This window comes from Candidatus Contubernalis alkalaceticus (genome assembly GCF_022558445.1).
GTDB lineage: Bacteria > Bacillota > Dethiobacteria > SKNC01 > SKNC01 > Contubernalis > Contubernalis alkaliaceticus.
The window spans coordinates 1,449,825-1,469,066 of sequence record NZ_CP054699.1 but is presented as its reverse complement, the minus strand read 5'-3'; the positions used below and the strand labels follow the sequence as shown (position 1 = coordinate 1,469,066).

The window sequence follows — 19,242 nt, the reverse complement described above, 5'->3', positions numbered from 1 at the left end:
CTATTACATTATACGCATTGATATTAAAAATAGTAACAACAAAAAGGAGGCGTCTCTCAAAGCCTCCTTTAAGTGTTATGTATATTCAATTTAAATAACCTTTCCTTATTCACAGAAAATTTTTCTTTTATAAAGAGTTATAATCCTAATAGGAGGTTAATCCTCCTGGGGGTTGACATTAATATTTTTTAGAGGAATGATAGTTGAAACAGCATGTTTGTAAACCAGCTGTTGTTTGCTTTCCACCTCAAGAAGAATGGTAAAATTATCGAAACTTTTTACAATCCCCTTTATTTGATATCCGTTTACCAAAAAAACGGTTAGAAACATATTTTCTCTTCTTGCTTGATTCAAAAAATTATCCTGTAAATTTACAGGTCCCTTGTTCACAGTCCATCGCCTCCATTCTTTTTCTTGGAAGATTACTTTGAGTACTTAGAGTACTTAAACAATAAATTCTATGCCACTATTAGATATTCCTGCCAAAATAACATATTTTTTCTACTATTTCATCCTGCTCTAAATATTTATCCAAATCAATCCAAACTATTTTATCATTGCGCTTAAATAAAGTCAGCTGTCTCTTGGCAAAACGCCGGGTATCTCTTTTTAACAGCTCAACTGCTTCTTCTTTAGTATACCGCTCCTTCAAAAAATTAATCATATGTCTATAGCCTAAACCCTGCATAGACACCAGTTGAGGGCTGTAACCACGTTTCAGTAAATCTCTGACTTCCTGCTCCAACCCCCCGGCCATCATCTGTTCAACCCTCAAATTAATTCTATTATACAATCTGCTGCGATTCATAGTTAATCCAATAATCAAGGGTTTTAAAGGAAACCTTTTTTCAGGAGCTAATTCATTAAAACTGGAAATGGGTCTTCCAGTAGTTAAAAATACCTCCAGGGCCCTTATAATCCTTTTCAGGTCATTAGGGTGAATTTTTTCAGCACTTTTGGGATCCACTATTCTTAACTTCCGATATAAATGTTGATTACCCAGTGAATTGGCCTGTTCTCTTAGTTTTTCCCGTAATTCCCAATTTGCACTGATTTCACCAAAGTTATATTGATCAACGATGGCTTTTAAATACAAACCTGTCCCTCCCGCTAAAATAGGAAGTCTATTTCGGGAAAAAATCTGCGGAATCAGCTTAAAGGCCTCACTTTGAAAATCAGCGACACTAAAGGGCTCATGGGGTAAAAGAATATCCACCAGATGGTGGGGGACCCCTCTTCTCTCCTTTAATGAAGGTTTTGCTGTCCCGATATCCATATAGCGGTAAACCTGCATAGAGTCACCGGATATGATTTCCCCCCGGATTTTTAAAGCAGTTTCTACAGAAATTGTGGTCTTGCCTACCGCCGTAGGACCTACAATACAAAGCAGTGGATATAACAAAATACAATACCCCCGATTGAATTAATCATTACCTTTAAAACTTTAAAGTCGGCGTTTAAAATTCTTTTCCAATTCGTCCTGGGTCAACACAATCATAGTGGGCCTTCCATGAGGACAGGTATAGGGCAATTCAGTTTTAAACAGGTCTTCCACCAAAGCTTTCATTCCCTCTATAGTCATTTTCATGTTAGCCTTACAGGCTGCCTTACAAGCCATCATGATTATAGATTCCTCTTTGGCTTTTTCCTGATTATTTCCCCCACTTAAAAAAGAACTGATAAGGTCTTCCACAAAACTCAAGCTATAAATATCCTTAATAAAGTTGGGGACCCCCCGCAGCACCAAGGAACCACTGCCAAAAATATCTACTTCAAAATTTAGCTCCCTGCAGAAATCCCGAATCTCTTCTGACATGGTTTCGGTACCTGCCTCTAGTTCTAACACCCTGGGAATTACTTCTTGTACCCTTATCTCCCGCTGAAACTGCCCTTTTAATTTCTCATAAAGGATTCGTTCATGGGCGGCATGCTGATCCACCAACAGCAGATCCTGTTCTCTCTGTACCAGAATATAAGTCCCTAGAAACTGGCCCAGCACTTTTATTTCTTGAATTAATTGTTCACCGATTATTTCGTGATTATCAACTTTCCTACCCTCAAATAATAGAACTGCCTTTTCATCACGGGTAACGCTTGAATCATGGTTTTGGCTGCGAATTTGTTCATGGGCAGATTCATGATTACAGGTATTGGCAGTATTGGTAATTCTCTTTTCTGAAGGAATTTTATCCATATCCTCTATCATGCTGACTTTATGGTATGGTTTACAAGAAGACTCCTGATTTGTAGTATTTACCCCTTCCAAGAAAAAGGATACCTGTTTATAATTTTTTTCTTTTGTTTTTTTTGACAAAGAGACTTCCGGGATGAGAGTATGCTTTTTCAGGGAATCTTTAATGGACTCAAATATCAAACTATGTATTTCCTTTTCATCGGCAAAACGCACCTCTGCTTTTCCGGGATGTACATTAACATCGACTTTGTCAGGTTCCACAGTAATAAAAAGCACTGCTGAAGGATAAAAATTCTTTAAAAGCAGTGTCCCATAGGCTTCTTCAAGAGCCCGGCTTATTACAATGCTTTTTATATACCGATTGTTTATAAAAAAAGTCTGCTGACCGCGATTGGAACGGCAGAGAGAAGGTTTTCCCGTATATCCGTTGATTTTTAGACTGTTCTGTGTAAAATCCACTGGAATAAACTGCCGGGCTTTTTCCCTGCCGTAGACTTGAGCTATAATCTCCAGAAGGTCTCCACTTCCCCGGGTTTTTAAAACCTGACGGCCATCTATGGCCAAAGAAAAAGAAATGGTAGGATAAGACAAGGCCATCCTGTTCACCAGGTCCGTTATCCTTCCTGTCTCCAGCGACGGTTTTTTTAAAAACTTCCTCCGGGCAGGAGTGTTAAAAAAAAGGTCCTCCACCTGAACTTCAGTCCCTACGGGACATCCTTTCTCAGATAACCCGGAAACCTCTCCCCCGACAACTTTTATTTCTGTGGCGGAAAGCTCGCCCTCAAGACGGGTCCGAAGGCGCATTCGGGAAACAGCAGCAATACTGGAAAGGGCTTCCCCCCTGAACCCCAATGTTTGTATGCGCTGTAAATCTTCTGCCCTTTTTATCTTGCTGGTGGCATGCCTTTCCAGGGCCAGGAGGGTATCCTGACGGGACATTCCGGTTCCGTTGTCCACAATCCTTATGAAGGATAGTCCACCTTCTTTAACCTCAATATCTATTTTCTCAGCAGAAGCATCAATGGAGTTTTCCACCAGTTCTTTGATTACAGAGGCAGGCCTTTCAATAACCTCCCCTGCTGCGATTTGGTTCACCGTTTCCGGGTCCAAAATAATAATGCCGGCCATTTTTCCCCTCCTCTATCTATCTCAGAAATAAGACCAGGGCTTGGTCATTTAAAGTTCTTCTTCAAGATCAATATCCAGTCTTTTTAGTATTTCATAAATCTCATGAAGTACATTCAATGCTTCCATGGGAGTGGTTCTCAAAGGATCAGCACTTTTTATTTTTAATAATGTATCTGTTATAGTGGTGCGGTGCTCTTCCATAACACCCCATGAATTTACACCAACTTTTAAACCTTTACGTAAGTTACAGTCTCCAAAAACTTCGGAGGTTGTCCTTTCGGTTTCGCAAAGAACAGTTGAGAAATTCTTATGCTTTTCATGCTCCAGTTCAGATAAAATGTCAGCTGCCCTGGTGATCAATTCCGTGGGAAGTCCGGCCAATCTTGCCACCTGAATTCCGTAACTACGGTCTGCCTTTTGAGGAATTACCTTACGCAGAAAAACTATATCCTCACCCTCTTCTTTTACAGCGATAGAATAGTTTTTTACCGCCGGCAGACTCTCTTCTAAGTCTGTCAGTTCATGATAATGAGTGGCAAAAAGTGTTTTAGCCCCTGAAGACCTCATATCATGGAGGTATTCTACCACTGCCCAGGCAATGCTCATACCATCAAAGGTACTGGTGCCTCTCCCTATCTCATCTAGAACTACCAGGCTTTGAGGGGTAGCATTATTTAAGATATTTGCCAATTCGTTCATTTCCACCATGAAAGTGCTCTGTCCACCGGCCAGGTCATCTGCTGCCCCCACCCTGGCAAATATTCTGTCTACCGGACATAGTTCAGCACTCTGGGCGGGCACAAAGGAACCCATCTGAGCCATCAGGCAAATCAAGGCTACCTGACGCATGTATGTAGACTTTCCAGCCATATTAGGGCCGGTAATAATAAGGATTCTGTATTCCTCTTCATCCAGTATGGTATCATTGGGAACAAACTGCTGATCCAAAAGGCACTTTTCTACCACCGGGTGCCTTCCTTCCCGTATCACTACCCGGTTCTCTTGGTTTATAGATGGTCGGCAGTAATGGTTCTGAATGGCTGCCCTGGCCAGGCTTAACAAGCAATCCAAAACAGCGATAACCCGGGCGCTTCTCTGAATTTGGGGGGTCTTCTTGGCGGCAGCGCTTCTCACCTGTTCGAATAAATAATACTCTCTGGCCTCAATTTTTTCATCTGCTCCTAGAATTTTCTCCTCTAATTCCTTTAGACGGGGAGTAATAAATCTTTCGGAATTCACCAGGGTTTGTTTTCTAATATAATCTTCAGGGATATTGTTCAGCCTGGATTTACTGATATCAATATAATAACCGAAAACTTTGTTAAAACCTATTTTAAGGGTCTTAATTCCCGTCCTTTCCCTTTCTTCTTTTTCCAGCTCCAGGATCCAGTTTTTACCCTGCCGGGAAATCTTTCGTATTTCATCCAGTTCTAAATCGTACCCGTCTTTAATCAGTCCGCCTTCTTTTATGGAAACCGGAGGGTTGTCCACCAGACATTCTTCAATTAAACTGTACAGTTCCTCCAGAGTATTAAATTTTTCCTTCAATTCTTTATAAATAGAACTTTGCAGTTGGTGCAGCAGGTCTTTAATAAAAGGAAATTCTTTCAACGTTTTTTTTAATTGGATTAAATCCCGAGCATGGGCGCTGCCAAAATTTATACGTCCCATAATCCTTTCCAGGTCATAAACATTATCCAATACCCGCTGACAGTCCTCCCGAATAAAGGGAGTGTCCATAAACTCCTGAACCCCCTGCAATCGAAGTTCAATTTGGTTTTTTTCATTTAGTGGTTCAAGGATCCATTTTCTCAAGAGCCTACCACCGTTGGAGGTCAGGGTATGATCAAGCACCCCCAGTAGGGAGCCGCTTTTTTTACTTGTTCTGATGGTCTGAGTCAGTTCCAGATTCCTCCGAGTTACCCCATCAATCATCATATAGTTTTTCGGTTGATAAAACTTAAGGCGGTTTATATGGGACAGGGAGCCTATATGCAGTTCTTTAAGATAGGCTGTAACCGCTGCTGCAGCCCCGGCTGCCAGGGGGAAATCTGTACAGCCCAGGCTTTCCAAGGAGAGAATATTAAATAGTGCGGAAAAAGTTTCTTTTATCTTTTCTGGGGAGAAACAGTAATCCCTAAAAGGGGTGCGCAGTGCTCCCGATATCCTATCCAAAACCTTCGTCAAGTGTGGATTCTCTGCGGCTGAGGCATTGAAAACACACTCTGCAGGATTAAATTTCATAAGTTCCTCCTGCAGTTTTGCAAACCTGTCCTCCCCCGTAAATTGAACTGCAAGAAATTCACCGGTAGATACATCCAACGCAGAAAGGCCAATTCCCTCTTCCGATATATAGAGCCCACACAGGTAATTGTTCTGTGAACCCTGAAGGAGGTTTTCATCTAAAACCGTTCCCGGAGTGATTACCCGAGTTACTTCCCTTTTTACCAGTCCTTTTGCTAACCTGGCATCCTCCACCTGGTCACACAGGGCAACCTTATACCCTTTTTCAATCAGCCTGGCAATATATGAATTTACGGCATGATAAGGGACACCTGCCAAAGGGACATTATTGTCCCGAGAAGTCAGAACGATTTCCAACTCCCTGGCAGCCGCTTTAGCGTCTTCGAAAAACATCTCATAAAAATCCCCTACCCGGAAAAATAATAATTTATCCTGATGCTTATTTTTTATTTCCCAATACTGCTTTATCATAGGTGTTTCCTTAGCCAATGTTGTCCCCTCCAAAAATCTGTGTTTCTTCATCCTGAGGGACTGTCTGTTGAGAGGTTTCCCCTTGAACCTCCTGTTGATAATCCTTTTGCTCCTCCTGATTTTCCAGTGCAGCCGCTGATTCCATTCTTGACTGTACATAGGGAGCTTTTTCTTGTCCACCTTTTGAATATTTTCCCGAAAAACCACAGAGGTGACAAAATCCCCCTTTCCGTAAAGTAATACCTTTACAGCTGGGGCACGTCCGATTTCTGATATAATAAATAATCAAATAAAAGAATAAGAACACCCCATATACTATAAAAAGGGGTACAGAAAAACTTAAAGGTAAGGGATATTCCACTGCCCCCTGGATGACTGGTACCATGAAATAGAAATCAACAGTACCGACTAAAAGCCCTACTGATAAAAAAACCATTATGGAGGCAAAAGCATTCCCGTGAAGAGGTGAGAAAATTATTGAAAAAATCAACTCTGTTATTTTCCCCAGAACCAGACCTGCCCCATATACCACCCATATGGAGGCAGCAAAAACAATGTTTTCCGTAAAATAATAGATTAGGCCGGATAAAACCCCGCAAATCACTAGATAAAAAAATAATATTTTAATAATTTTCATGTCAGCTTCCTCCTATCTCTTCCTAACTGTCTCCTGGACCATCTCTCCGTCTAGACTCCAGGTTTTTGCCTCGGTAATTTTTACCGGAATAATTTTTCCTACTATTTCTTTGTTTCCCGTAAAATTTACCAGCTTATTAGTACGGGTTCTCCCGGTCAAATATGAATCATTTTCCCGGCTGAATCCCTCCACCAAAACATTCACTATGCTTCCTTTGAGGACTTCATGAATCTCCCGGCTTATACGGTTTTGAATTTCATTCAAGCGATAAAGCCTTTCTTTCTTTACCTCCTCTGGAATCTGGTTCGGCATATCTGCCGCTTTGGTACCCTTACGAACAGAATAAATAAAAGTAAAAGACGCATCAAACCTGACCTTTTCCACAATTTCCAGAGTATCCAAAAAATCCTCCTCTGTCTCCCCTGGAAAACCCACAATAAAATCCGTAGTAATACTTGAGTTGGGGATCATCTTTTGTATGTCAGCAACCACCTTTAAATAGTGCTCTCGGGTATATCCCCGGTTCATTTTATCCAATATTTTACTGCTCCCTGACTGTATAGGAAGATGAAAATGCTCACAAACCTTTTGTGAACGGGATATCACCTCTATAAGCTCCCGGTTGAAATCCCGAGGATGAGAAGTCATATAACGTATCCTTTCCAGCCCCTGAATATTTCCCATTTTTTCAAGAAGCAGAGCAAAAGAAACCCCCTGTCCTAAATCCTTTCCATAGGAATTCACATTTTGCCCTAAAAGGGTCACTTCTTTATAACCTTCTTTAGCCAGTCCTTCAACTTCCATCATAATATTGACAATTTCCCGACTCTTTTCCCGGCCCCGGACATAGGGAACCACGCAATAAGAACAGAAATTATTGCACCCATAAGTTATATTCACCCAGGCCTTAATTCCATCCTTGCGGGATATTGGCAGCCCCTCCACAACCTCCTTACCCTCGGGCCAAATATCCAAAATCGTCTCCCTGCTCTCCTGGGCTTCTGTTAAAAGTTCTGAAAAACGGTGTAGGTTATGAGTCCCAAAAATCAGATCCACATAGGGAAAACGACTTTTTATCATTTCTGCTGTCTTTTCCTGCTGCACCATACAACCACATATACCGATAATCAGGCTTGGATTTTCCCTTTTAAGCTTTTTCAGCTTCCCAATCATGCCCACTACTTTCTCTTCGGCTTTCTGGCGTATGGCACAGGTATTCATAATAACTATATCTGTTTCCTTTACATCATCAACCTCCTGGTAACCCAGGCCTTCTAAAAAGCCCGCCAGAACTTCTGAGTCATGAACATTCATCTGACAGCCGAAGGTCTTAAGATGAAATTTTTTATGTTGGTTCACTTTTTTAAAACCACCTTCTAATAATACATTTACTTTAATAAAATTTTTAAGATACTAAGACTTATTTTACCATGACACGCAAAAGGTCACAACATGCTGATTATTATTCCATAAAAACCTACCCTTTATAAGATCAAAAAAAAACAGCCCAAAGGGCTGGTAAGAAGGGTGAGTCTAATTAGTATGCATAAAGATTTCCATAAGGCCTTGAACCTTTGGGAACAAATTTATGAAAATCCTTTAAGTTTATTTCTTCATAGGGATAATCGAAATAACTACAGTACTTTTTAACTTTACTTTCCAATAAACTATAATCCTCTTCCTCCAGAGCAACCTCTTTTACTTCCCTGCCAAATTTATAAGAGGGGATTTCTCCCCGGAGGTATATTCGCCCTCCATGCATTCCGGTACCACAGAAACTTCCAATGGATTCTTCCGGTGAATATCCGATCCCCAAAACAATAATAACTCCTCCGGCCATGTATTCTCCTAGAAAATTGCCTGCAGAACCTCCAATAATCAGCTGAGGGATCTGCTCTCCAAATTCTTTCATATGGATGCCCACCCGATATCCTACTTCAGTCTTCACATAGATTTCACCGCCCCGCATAGCATAACCCATGATATCTCCGGCATGACCGTGTATGATAATTTCCCCTTTGTTCATAGTGTTTCCCACACCATCCTGGGCATTTCCGCTGACCACTATATGAGCACCGTTCATAAAAGAACCCATATCATTCCCGGGGACACCGTCCAAAAATAAAGTGCACCCTTCATTCAAAGTCCCTCCAATAAACCGCTGTCCCCTGACATTTTTAATTCTTATTTCTTTTTCACGGGGGGCTTCTGCTTTAATGATATCATTTAACTCTTTATAATATAATTTATGCGCATCCAATACTTTCAACGTTTTCCCCTCCCCTCATGCGATCTCTTCGCAGTGCTAAAGGCAGATCCAATAAACAAAAATCAGGTTTTAAGAGATTCTCTTTAAAAGTGCTGCAATCAATACGATCTTTAATTAACCAGGTCAAAATACCAGCCCGGTCCACCTCTCCAACTTTTATAAAGCCTAAAAGACGATTATTCCTGAATACTAATTGAAGAAAACTATTGGGTTTTTCCCGACATAAAACTTCTTCGTTCCCCTCCTTAGCTTCGAAAACCCCGGCAGTAATGATGGGAAAACCGAAGAAACCAATAGAATTCAGGGCAAAGCCCCCGACGTCTTCTGTTTTTAGTCCAGCCATGTTCAGTCCTGCTAAAAAACCCTGCCGATAAGCTCCAGGCCAGATAGGAATCACTCGGTTTTCTTCCTGAAGCGTATCCCATCCCTCTGCCACATCCCCTGCAGCGAAGATGTCCTCCAGGTCCGTCTGCATATACTGATTTACCTTAACTCCCTGGTTTTTACCCAGAGGCAGCTCTTCCACCAGTTCCAGTCGAGGTCGTGCCCCAGCAGCCACGATGAGAAGATCTGTCAGCACCCCCTGTCCGTCGGAGAGAATCACTCCCTGAGGGTCCTGCCCCCAGGGGACTTCTTTTACGGATTTTTCAAAAATAAAACGGATTCCCTTTTCCTCCATCCTGCGCTGCACCATCCGGGCGGGGGCTTCACTGAGTATAGATCCCAAAATATGGGGACCTAACTCCACCACCGTTACAGATAACCCTAACAGAGCCAGGGCTTCGGCAGCTTTCATACCTACAAGGCCGGCTCCGATAATCAAAGGCTGAGTAACCTGTTTATTCATAATTTTATGTTCTATTTCCTTAACATCGTTAAAATAGTTAAAAAAATAATAATCTTGATTATCAATCCCTTTTATGGGAGGCAGATAAGGACTGCTTCCCACAGCCAAAAGCAGACGATCATACGGGATAGGCTGCTGACCTTCAACTTCCACAGTTCCTTGCTTCTGTGCAATCCCAATAACTTTTTTGCCCATCAGCAGTTCCACCCGGTTTTTTTCATAGAAGTCCGGGTCTCGATAATACATATCTTCTTCCTTAACCTTTCCCGCAAGGTAATAGGAAATTAATGGCCTGGAATAAGCCGGATATGATTCCTCAGATAAAACCATGATGGTTCCCTCAGGATCAACCTTCCGAATACCTTCTACTGCACCCACTGAGGCGGCCGAATTACCAACAATAACGTATTTCATTATTCCACGCCCCTTTCTTCAAAGACAATAGCCCGATTTGGGCAGTGACTCACACAAAATGGTTCCGATTCCCCGCTGCAAAGGTCACATTTAACAATCTTTTTCTTTTCACTATCTCCCCTTTTTATTGCACCAAAGGGACATACCGTAATACAGGTCCAGCAGCCTACACATTTATCTTCATTACAAAGTACTGCTCCCTCTTCATTTTTACTTAAAGCCCCGGTAATACAGGCTTCCACACAAACCGGTTGGTCACAATGCCTGCATTGAAATGCAAAGGATAGAGGGCCCTTCTCCCACACCACAACCCTGGGTGCGGGGCGATCTTCTTCTTTTTTATAGGTTTTGATGATATCTTTGGATTTGGAATGCCCAACCACACAGAATATTTCACACAATCGACATCCAACACAGTATTCTTCACGGGCATAGATTCTCTTCACTTAAAATTCCTCCTATTCCCCGGCGGCCTTAATGCCCAGAATGTCCAATTCACGAGTGTTCAGGTCCACTCCCCGCAGCATGTGCCGGTTTCCCCTGAGGCTGTCGATGGCATTAATGCCCATCCCACCTAATATTTCTTTTATTTCATGTTTCCAACCGGTTATAAGGTTCACTAAACGTTCCGTTCCTATTTCCGGATTTAACCTCTTTATTAAATGTGGTTGTTGAGTGGCAATTCCCCAGCTGCATTTGCCCATATAGCATTTCCGGCAGAGATGACAGCCCATAGCCAGCAGCGCTGCAGTTCCGATATATACAGCATCAGCCCCTAAGGCTATGGCTTTAATGATATCCGCACTGCTGCGGATACTTCCAGCAGCTACCACAGAAACCTGACTGCGTATTCCTTCATCCTTCAGCCGGTTATCCACTGCCGAGATGGCAAATTCTATTGGAATTCCTACATTATCACGTATTCGAGTGGGGGCTGCTCCTGTGCCTCCTCTAAATCCATCGATGGTAATAATATCTGCACCAGCCCGGGCCATTCCCGAAGCTATGGCAGCTGCATTGTGAACAGCGGCTATTTTTACCGATACCGGCTTTTTATAACCAGATGCTTCCTTCAAAGCAAATATCAACTGCTTTAAATCTTCAATTGAATATATGTCATGATGTGGTGCTGGCGATATAGCATCAGTGCCTATGGGAATCATCCGGGTGGCAGCAACTTCCTCTCTGACTTTCTCTCCCGGCAGATGCCCACCAATCCCTGGTTTTGCCCCCTGACCGATTTTAATCTCTATACCTGCTCCAATGTTTAAATATTCACTATTAACCCCAAAACGTCCGGAGGCTACCTGAACGATGGTATTATCCGCAAACTGGTAAAGACTCTGATGCAGTCCACCTTCCCCGGTATTATAACAAATCCCCAACTGCTGCGCAGATTCCGCCAACACCCGACATGCATTCAGGCTTATAGACCCAAAGGACATGGCTGAAAACATAATAGGAGCTGACAGCTCCAGCTGCGGTGGAATTTTTGTCTTTAGATTGCCGTCAGATCCTATCTCCAGTCTCTCCGGTTTTCTCCCCAGGAAAGTTTTCAGCTCCATGGGCTCCCTGAGAGGGTCAATAGATGGATTAGTAACCTGACTGGCGTTTAGAAGTATTTTATCCCAAATCACCGGCAGAGATTTGGGATTTCCCATCCCCGAAAGCAAAATCCCACCGGTTTCTGACTGTTTCTGAATCTGGCGAATGTCTATCCCCTGCCAACTACCATTTTCCCTGAATTCCAGAGGATATTTTCTAATTATCAATGCCCGGGTAGGACAGAGGGCCACACAACGGTGGCAGTTCACACAATTTTCCTCCCTGGCAAAAACTTTTCCCTCGTCCTCATCAAAATAGTGAACTTCATAAGGACATTGGTTCACGCATACTTTACAATCTATACACCTATCCTTATCCCGATCAACTCTGTATTCCGGCATTAGCAAACTTAAACCCATAACACAGCCTCCTCCAATTGACCGATTACTGGTTGGCCGGCGCGGGGAGTCCAAACTTTTGTAGGACAGGCACAAACTTCAATAATAGCCGCTTCCTCGCTGGCCACATACAGCATATCTCCCTGTTCTGCCGCTACCAAAGGTCTAAGCTTAATACGGTCATTTATAGCAACCATACCAGAGCTGGATCCCAGAATGATGGAAAAGGGGCCATTTAAAAGACCCTTTCCGTATACCATACGCAGAGCACGGGCAATTTCTTTTTCCTTCTCGGGCATTCTTTCAATTTCGTCCCAGAACGGCGGCGCCAACACCTGGCAGGCGGCCTTCAGCGGGAGTCCATGACACCTTAAAAGCAGGTCAAACAGGTAAGTCGCTGCCTCCGTATCTGTTTGAAGAGCACATTCATATTCGAACTCCTCCAAATAGCGGCGATTGGTGCCATAAGAAGAAATCTCCCCGTTATGAACAACAGACCAGTCTAACAGTGTAAAAGGGTGAGCTCCCCCCCACCATCCCGGAGTATTGGTGGGAAATCTACCATGGGCTGTCCATAAATAACCTTTATAACCTGCCAGGTCATAGAACTCTCCAATATCCTCTGGATACCCAACTCCTTTAAAAGCTCCCATATTCTTTCCACTGGAAGAAACATAAGCCCCGTCAAAACTGCTGTTAATAAACATTACCTGCCGGACCATAAACTCATCTGGAGTCATACACATATTTTCACAAATATCTCCCCGGGGTTTTACAAAATATCGATAAATGATGGGTGCATCCAAAATTACTTGCACTTTTTGAGTGGGAATTCTCTCTCCCTTTTCCACCAGAAAATTTTCTTTTAAGTAATGTTCAACTTCTCTCCTGTTTTCTTCACATTCAAAAAAAAGGTGAAGAGCATAAAACTCTTTGTAATCAGGATAAATGCCGTAAGCGGCAAATCCTCCCCCCAGCCCATTAGACCGATCCCTCATTATGCTGATAGATTTTATAATGGTTTCCCCTGAGAAAAGCTTTCCCTTTTTATTGAATATGCCAGAAACGGCACAACCGGATGGAATTCTCACATCCCCTTCGATAGGTTTCCGGTTCAACCTTTTTCCAGAGCGCCACATTGCTCCCCACTTCCTTTCTGTAAACAAAGGCGCCTTAAAAATTAAAAAATTTTTAAGGCGCCTTTGCCTTTTTTGATACGAAGTTGTATCAATTTCATTTTCATATTGTAAAATCTTATTTTGTTTGGTGAAACCATTATATTTTACATCTAATTTCTTGTCAATAGATATTTCGTATTTTTTATAACTTTTATACCAACCTAATACCAATCTAAAAAGTGAAGGGAGATAGGGGACGGTTCTCTTGACATACATCATAAAACAAAAACAGGTGCGTCAGGGGAACGATTCTCTTGACACACCTTAATGCACCTAATGAAATATATTGTAACAACCGCCCCCTTGACAACCAATGGCAAAGTCATTAATATTTGTCAGAAGAAACGTCTCCCTGGGAATGTATGTCAGAAGAACCGTCCCCCTGGCACACCTGTTTTTTACAAGTAAGGCAGAAACCGAAATACATGGTTTCTTCTTTTAGTAGTTTATAACCTGTAGCTTTCTCAGCAGGTTCTATCAAGCATTCCAGACTTAAACCATAAATATCATCTACTCTTCCACATTTCATACAGGTCACATGGGGGTGTGGTTCTATATTAGCATCATAACGGGACACGTCCCCTGTTAAGCACAACTCCTGTATAAGATTGGAACGTACAAATAGCTCTACTGTTTTATATACCGTGGCTAAACTGATAGAAGGAAACTGTTTTTTTACCCTTTTGTAAATTTCCTCTACCCCGGGATGCTCTTTGGTATTATTTAACACCTCTAAAATAGCTGCCCTTTGGGGAGTTACCTTAATCCTTTTTTCTCTCAACTTTTTATCAGAATTATACACTGTCAAATCCCCACCCTGTCTCTTATTGTAATATGATATTTAAAAATAGAAATTAGCTGATAATCATTTTCAGTTATTTTTCTATTATATTATATACAAAAAAAATAACCTTATCAAGGTTATTTCTCAAGTTTTAATTCCCCATCGTGTAATGGAGTAAATTTTAAATTATTGCCTTCTTTTTCCACTCTAAATAAATCCTCTACTTCTATTACCCCCTCTTTTAACAGGTTAAAGAAAGCAGCCAAAGCTTCCATGTCCATACGAGCAGCCAGTCCACAATTTGAACTAACCTGCCGGGGAACCGGAATTAATTTAATATTTACACTGCTATTCTTCAAGATTTTCTCACATTTCAAGGCATAGTTGGTAGAGTAAAACGTCGCTACATAATATTCAATCACTTTTTAATCACCTTCTAAATATTTTCTGCAAAAAGCTTTGTCTTTATAGTTTATAACCACAAAAGTTAAGGCCGGAAATTTAACTGTTCCGATATATTATAACATAGTTGAACGCTTACTTCATTCTTATTGCAGTTATAAAGTTTAAAAAATTGGGCAAAAAAAATGGAAGAAAAATTTTATTTTGACAGATGAATGAATATGAAAAGACCTCACTTTTTTATTGCTCCAACAACATAATATCGCTGAAGAAACTTTAATCAGGTGAGGTCTACCCAAGCTTTTATTTTCAGTCCTAACCGGACCAATTATACCCATTTTTCATCGTTTAATAGTAATAAGATAGTCTCCATCCTCATCATTAATAGTAACTTTATATCCTTGCTTTTTAGCGAGACGGGAAACATTTTCCTTAGCCACTGGTGAATCCACCAGGATTAACAAGGCTTCACCAGGAAAAGTATCCATGGCTTTTCGGGTCAATACCACCGGTTCCGGGCACAGCTTTCCCCTGGCATCAATGGCCTGAATTTCCTCTGACATATTATCTCTCCTCATCTTTTTTCTAAATCCTTCTTATTAATTACTTTACCATTAAAACTTTTTGGGAGTTCCCGAGGGGAAACTCTTTGACGATTTGACCGGCATGCTTACCTTACAATTGCTGACCGCTATAACCACCAGAACTACCAAAGATATGACCACCGCAATCTGTCCGTTTACAGGTACACCGGCGGGACTGGCAGCAAGCCCAAAATTATGCATGAAAGCTGCTCCAGTAAGCATCCCTAAAAAAGTCAACCCGGCATCTGTATCTCCTTCTGACCCCATTATAATCTGCCTTAAAGGACATCCTCCCAGCAGCACAGAACCTAATCCAACCACCAGCATCCCTATAAAGTTCCATGCTCCATCAGTATGAGCAATAGGCTGATCTAAAAAACCCAGTTGAAAATAACCAAAGGCCAAGCTGCTGACCAGGGCTGCCAAGAACAGAGCCAGAGTACCGTAAAACAGGTGAGGGTCCTTTATTAAGAATAAATCTCGAATTCCCCCGGCCATACAGAGCCGACTTCGCTGTACCAATGCTCCTACCACTAACCCTGCCAGCAGAGATAGAAAAATGGGGGCAAACAAAGAACCCGGTCCAGATTCACTAAAAAAGATAAAAGAAGGCCTTATAATTACCAGTAATAACAGTATTATGGCTATGGCTGGAAGGACATAACCGTTGGAGGAGCCCATAGAATAGTTTCGTCCCAGGGAAAAACCCCTGCGCAAAAAAATAATACCTATATAAATCCCTGCAGTAAAACCTCCCAATCCCACCAGTGCATTCAGATCACCAGCGGCTAACCTCAGTACCATTCGCAGAGGGCATCCCAAGAAGATTAAGGCCCCTACAATAACAATAAAGCCTAAAATAAACCGTAATAATGGTGAAGAACCTCCTCGAGCCCTAAACTCTCCCGCGAGAAGAGCAATAATAAAGGCCCCCAGTATAAAACCAGAGACTTCGGGACGAATATACTGCACTACTTCGGCACGGTGCAGTCCTAACCCTCCGGCAATATCCCGTATAAAACAGGCCACACAGATTCCATAGTTCCGTGCATTACCCAGGAATACCAGTAATACACCCAGCATACCAATTACCGCACCGGATAAAGCAATTAACTTTTTTTCATCCATAATTTGCCAACAACATCCTTTCAATTTTAATTAAAACAAAAACCAGGTTCAGACGCTATAATTAATGTTATACTCTCACCTCCTCCCGAGTTATCTCCCGGACCGCCTCTAATAATGTATCAACCTCACTTAAAGTATTAAGATAGCTGAGGCTTATTCTTACAGTACCCTCCGGATAGGTCCCCATAGTCTCATGAGCCCAGGGGGAGCAGTGCAGCCCTACCCGGGTCATAATATTATACCTTTCATCCAATATTTCTCCTATCGTTGAAGGGGAAACATGCTCCATTAGAAATGAAACCAGAGGCATACGATTTTGTGCTTTTTCTTCCCCAATAATTTTAATTCCGGGAATGTCTGTCAGTCCCCGCATCAGTGAGTTGGTTAATTCTATTTCCTTTTCCCTAATTTTTGTCAGGCCTTCTTTCAGTATAAAATGTACTCCTGCTCCCAGCCCGGCCAATCCCATTGCATTAGGGGTACCGCTCTCTAAGGAGTCCGGCATAAACTCCGGCTGCCGATCCGCCTCAGACATGCTGCCTGTACCACCCCGGTATAATTTCTCCAGTTTAACTTTCGGATCCACATATAAGCCCCCTGTCCCCTGGGGCCCAAACAGTCCTTTGTGACCCGTAAATGCCAGCAGATGGATTCCAGCTTTTTGAACATCAATTGTGTAAGCCCCTGCTGTCTGCGCCGCATCCACCAGGAAATAAACTCCGTGTTTCTGAGCTATCTTCCCAACTTCTTCTAAAGGAAAAACAGTTCCCACTACATTGGAACCATGTAGAATGGCTATTAAACGAGTATTTTTTCGTATACTTTTCTCTAACTGTACCAGGTCTAACTGATAATTTGGAGCTGGACAGCTTACCCGGGTAAGTTCCACTCCATTATCCTCCAGATGCCTGAGGGGCCTGGCCACAGAATTATGCTCCAAAACACTGGTAACAACATGGTCTCCAGGTTTTAAAAGACCTGATAATGCAGTATTGACAGCCATAGTAGCATTTAAAGTAAATACAATTTGTAAAGGGTCTTCAATGTTAAATAGCTGGGCTAAAGCATCCCGGGTATCATAAACAATTTCCCCCGATTCCAAGGAAAGTCTGTGCCCGGACCTTCCGGGATTCCCCCCAATTTCATGAAAAAAATGATTCATGGCAGCCAAGACTTCTTTTGGCTTGGGATAGGATGTGGCAGCATTATCCATATAGATAACCATGTGTACTCCCCTCTGTTGCGCAACCGTAATGCACACATTTTTAGAATAGTTATTACATTTATTAATTAATTCGAGAAAAAAAAGCTCTTTCCTTCATACCTGTCATAACCTTTTGTTTTGTTTGTTTCGTTGTTTTCAAACTAAAAGTAATACCACCTACCATACTTAACTAAATTGAATCGTATTTTAGTTCTCCAGAGCACATATTCTTTATTCGTATTATGTGAGCTCAATTTTTAACACTGTTGTTATATATTACTATTTAACTAAAATATTTTCTCTTATCCAAAAAAGATATTAAATTTATCCCCGTATTTATTAAGTTTTTGTTTATTTTACTTAATATTTGCACTGCAATAATTAGCCACCTTTTACCATATTACTGTAATTGTATATTTTTTGGTTCTCTATAGTAAAAACATTAGTTTAAGTTACCTGTTATACCGCCTGGAGCCATTTTTTTATTTTTGTTTCCTTTTTTCCCACATGTTATAATTTTTTCGCAGCTTAGTTAACATAATCTATGTAAGGGAGGAAAATATTATTAAACGTGCAGCCGCTTTTTTAATGGTAATCTTGATGGTAATAATCTTTACAGTATCAGCCGGAGCCACATCATATCAAGCAATCCCCGGGGACAGCCTTTGGAAAATTGCTAAGAGTTACAATGTAAGTGTGGAACAGCTAAAAGCTGTAAACAATCTTAACACAAATCAAATATTAGTAGGTCAAGTCCTCAACATACCTGATACTGCAAAACCAGCTGTACATAAAGTACAACCGGGGGACACATTATGGATACTTGCCCAGAGGTATAATGTAAGTGTGGAACAGTTAAAAACCGCAAATAATCTAAAATCCAATGAAATTATGGTGGGACAAGCTTTAACGATCCCCGGCGGTATGGTTAACCTTGCCATACACAGAGTACAAGCAGGAGATACCTTGTTTAATATTGCTCAAAGATACGGTTCCAACGTAAGCAGTATAATGAGCCTGAATCAACTAACCTCCACACTCATATATCCAGGTCAAGTGCTGAATATTCCTGGTCCATCCCAGGCGGGTTCTCCTTCTGGTTCTCAAGAGTCCGGGTCCAATACCCTTACCCAACAAGGAGTGGTATACACCGTAAAAAGTGGAGATACACTCTCCACTCTGGCTAATCGGTTCAACACCAATATACAGGCAATCATGCAGACCAACCGGTTAAATTCACAGCTTTTAATGGTGGGACAGCTTCTGGTAATCCCCCAAAACTCACAAACAGCGGTGGACATGCAGGTTCCTTCTCGACAGAGAATCGCAAATTTCGGTGAATACCTGGAATGGCCTTATGCCAGCATGCTGTTTAATGTAGGAGCTACTGCAACCATAACGGATGTAGCCACAGGTCTGAAGTTCAGAGTGAAACGATTGGGCGGAGGAAATCACGCTGACGTGGAGCCTCTTACCTCTCAGGACACGGAAACCTTGAGAAGGATATACGGAGGCAGCTGGAGCTGGAACACCAGGGCTATCCTAGTGGAAGTGGGTGGAAGATATATCGCAGCTTCTATGAATGGAATGCCCCACAGTATCCAAACCATTTACAATAATAATTTCAACGGTCATATCTGTGTGCATTTCTTGAACAGCCGCACCCATAACACCAACAGTGTTTGCCCGAATCATGCTGCTATGGTGAGAAGAGCTGCCGGGCGATAATAATAAAAACCAAAAAAATATTTACTATCCATAAAAAAAGGCGGGAGAATTTATCTCCTTCCTTTTTTTATGGATCATATTCAATCT

At 41.8% G+C, this 19,242-nt stretch carries 17 protein-coding genes; 1 reads left to right on the top strand and 16 read right to left on the bottom strand.

Annotation, left to right across the window (positions count from 1 at the left end):
- Positions 1-156: 156 nt before the first annotated feature.
- The 16 genes from hfq to HUE98_RS07085 all read right to left on the bottom strand — a co-directional run bounded on the left by hfq (position 157) and on the right by HUE98_RS07085 (position 17,448).
- Positions 157-390: an RNA chaperone Hfq gene (gene hfq / locus HUE98_RS07160; protein WP_241423163.1), complete on the bottom strand. Its 234-nt coding sequence runs from the start codon at positions 388-390 to the stop codon at positions 157-159.
- Positions 391-469: 79 nt separating this feature from the next.
- Positions 470-1,402, bottom strand: coding sequence for a tRNA (adenosine(37)-N6)-dimethylallyltransferase MiaA (miaA, locus tag HUE98_RS07155; RefSeq protein WP_241423162.1), 933 nt, complete (start codon positions 1,400-1,402; stop codon positions 470-472).
- Between the two features lie 42 nt (positions 1,403-1,444).
- Entirely contained in the window at positions 1,445-3,322 is a 1,878-nt protein-coding gene (gene mutL, locus HUE98_RS07150; RefSeq protein WP_241423161.1) for a DNA mismatch repair endonuclease MutL, read from the bottom strand.
- 48 nt (positions 3,323-3,370) lie between these two features.
- Positions 3,371-6,055: a DNA mismatch repair protein MutS gene (gene mutS / locus HUE98_RS07145; protein ID WP_241423160.1), complete on the bottom strand. Its 2,685-nt coding sequence runs from the start codon at positions 6,053-6,055 to the stop codon at positions 3,371-3,373.
- Complete coding sequence (locus HUE98_RS07140) at positions 6,048-6,674, bottom strand: hypothetical protein (RefSeq protein WP_241423159.1); 627 nt, start codon at positions 6,672-6,674, stop codon at positions 6,048-6,050. Before HUE98_RS07140 ends, mutS begins: the two co-directional genes overlap by 8 nt.
- A gap of 12 nt (positions 6,675-6,686) precedes the next feature.
- The gene (gene miaB, locus HUE98_RS07135) at positions 6,687-8,033 is read right to left on the bottom strand and encodes a tRNA (N6-isopentenyl adenosine(37)-C2)-methylthiotransferase MiaB (RefSeq protein ID WP_241423158.1); all 1,347 of its coding nucleotides are present in this window, start codon (positions 8,031-8,033) and stop codon (positions 6,687-6,689) included.
- Positions 8,034-8,211: 178 nt separating this feature from the next.
- Positions 8,212-8,943, bottom strand: coding sequence for a GltB/FmdC/FwdC-like GXGXG domain-containing protein (locus tag HUE98_RS07130; protein ID WP_241423157.1), 732 nt, complete (start codon positions 8,941-8,943; stop codon positions 8,212-8,214).
- Positions 8,921-10,204: an NAD(P)/FAD-dependent oxidoreductase gene (locus tag HUE98_RS07125; protein ID WP_241423156.1), complete on the bottom strand. Its 1,284-nt coding sequence runs from the start codon at positions 10,202-10,204 to the stop codon at positions 8,921-8,923. The genes HUE98_RS07130 and HUE98_RS07125 overlap by 23 nt, the downstream gene beginning before the upstream one ends.
- On the bottom strand, positions 10,204-10,650 hold the full coding sequence (locus tag HUE98_RS07120) for a 4Fe-4S dicluster domain-containing protein (protein WP_241423155.1): 447 nt from the start codon (positions 10,648-10,650) through the stop codon (positions 10,204-10,206). Before HUE98_RS07120 ends, HUE98_RS07125 begins: the two co-directional genes overlap by 1 nt.
- Before the next feature lie 12 nt (positions 10,651-10,662).
- Positions 10,663-12,168 (bottom strand): glutamate synthase-related protein, encoded by a 1,506-nt coding sequence (locus HUE98_RS07115; protein ID WP_241423154.1) that lies wholly within the window; start codon positions 12,166-12,168, stop codon positions 10,663-10,665.
- Positions 12,159-13,286, bottom strand: a complete 1,128-nt coding sequence (locus HUE98_RS07110; protein ID WP_241423153.1) for a class II glutamine amidotransferase — start codon at positions 13,284-13,286, stop codon at positions 12,159-12,161. The genes HUE98_RS07115 and HUE98_RS07110 overlap by 10 nt, the downstream gene beginning before the upstream one ends.
- Before the next feature lie 364 nt (positions 13,287-13,650).
- Positions 13,651-14,127, bottom strand: a complete 477-nt coding sequence (locus HUE98_RS07105; protein ID WP_241423152.1) for a Fur family transcriptional regulator — start codon at positions 14,125-14,127, stop codon at positions 13,651-13,653.
- Between the two features lie 119 nt (positions 14,128-14,246).
- Positions 14,247-14,531, bottom strand: coding sequence for a DUF3343 domain-containing protein (locus HUE98_RS07100; RefSeq protein ID WP_241423151.1), 285 nt, complete (start codon positions 14,529-14,531; stop codon positions 14,247-14,249).
- Positions 14,532-14,852: 321 nt separating this feature from the next.
- On the bottom strand, positions 14,853-15,074 hold the full coding sequence (locus HUE98_RS07095) for a sulfurtransferase TusA family protein (RefSeq protein ID WP_241423150.1): 222 nt from the start codon (positions 15,072-15,074) through the stop codon (positions 14,853-14,855).
- Positions 15,075-15,125: 51 nt separating this feature from the next.
- Positions 15,126-16,223, bottom strand: coding sequence for a YedE family putative selenium transporter (yedE, locus tag HUE98_RS07090; RefSeq protein ID WP_241423149.1), 1,098 nt, complete (start codon positions 16,221-16,223; stop codon positions 15,126-15,128).
- Between the two features lie 67 nt (positions 16,224-16,290).
- Positions 16,291-17,448, bottom strand: coding sequence for an aminotransferase class V-fold PLP-dependent enzyme (locus HUE98_RS07085; RefSeq protein WP_241423148.1), 1,158 nt, complete (start codon positions 17,446-17,448; stop codon positions 16,291-16,293).
- Between the two features lie 567 nt (positions 17,449-18,015).
- Here HUE98_RS07085 and HUE98_RS07080 point away from each other — a divergent pair.
- Complete coding sequence (locus tag HUE98_RS07080) at positions 18,016-19,155, top strand: LysM peptidoglycan-binding domain-containing protein (protein WP_241423147.1); 1,140 nt, start codon at positions 18,016-18,018, stop codon at positions 19,153-19,155.
- Positions 19,156-19,242: the final 87 nt, after the last annotated feature.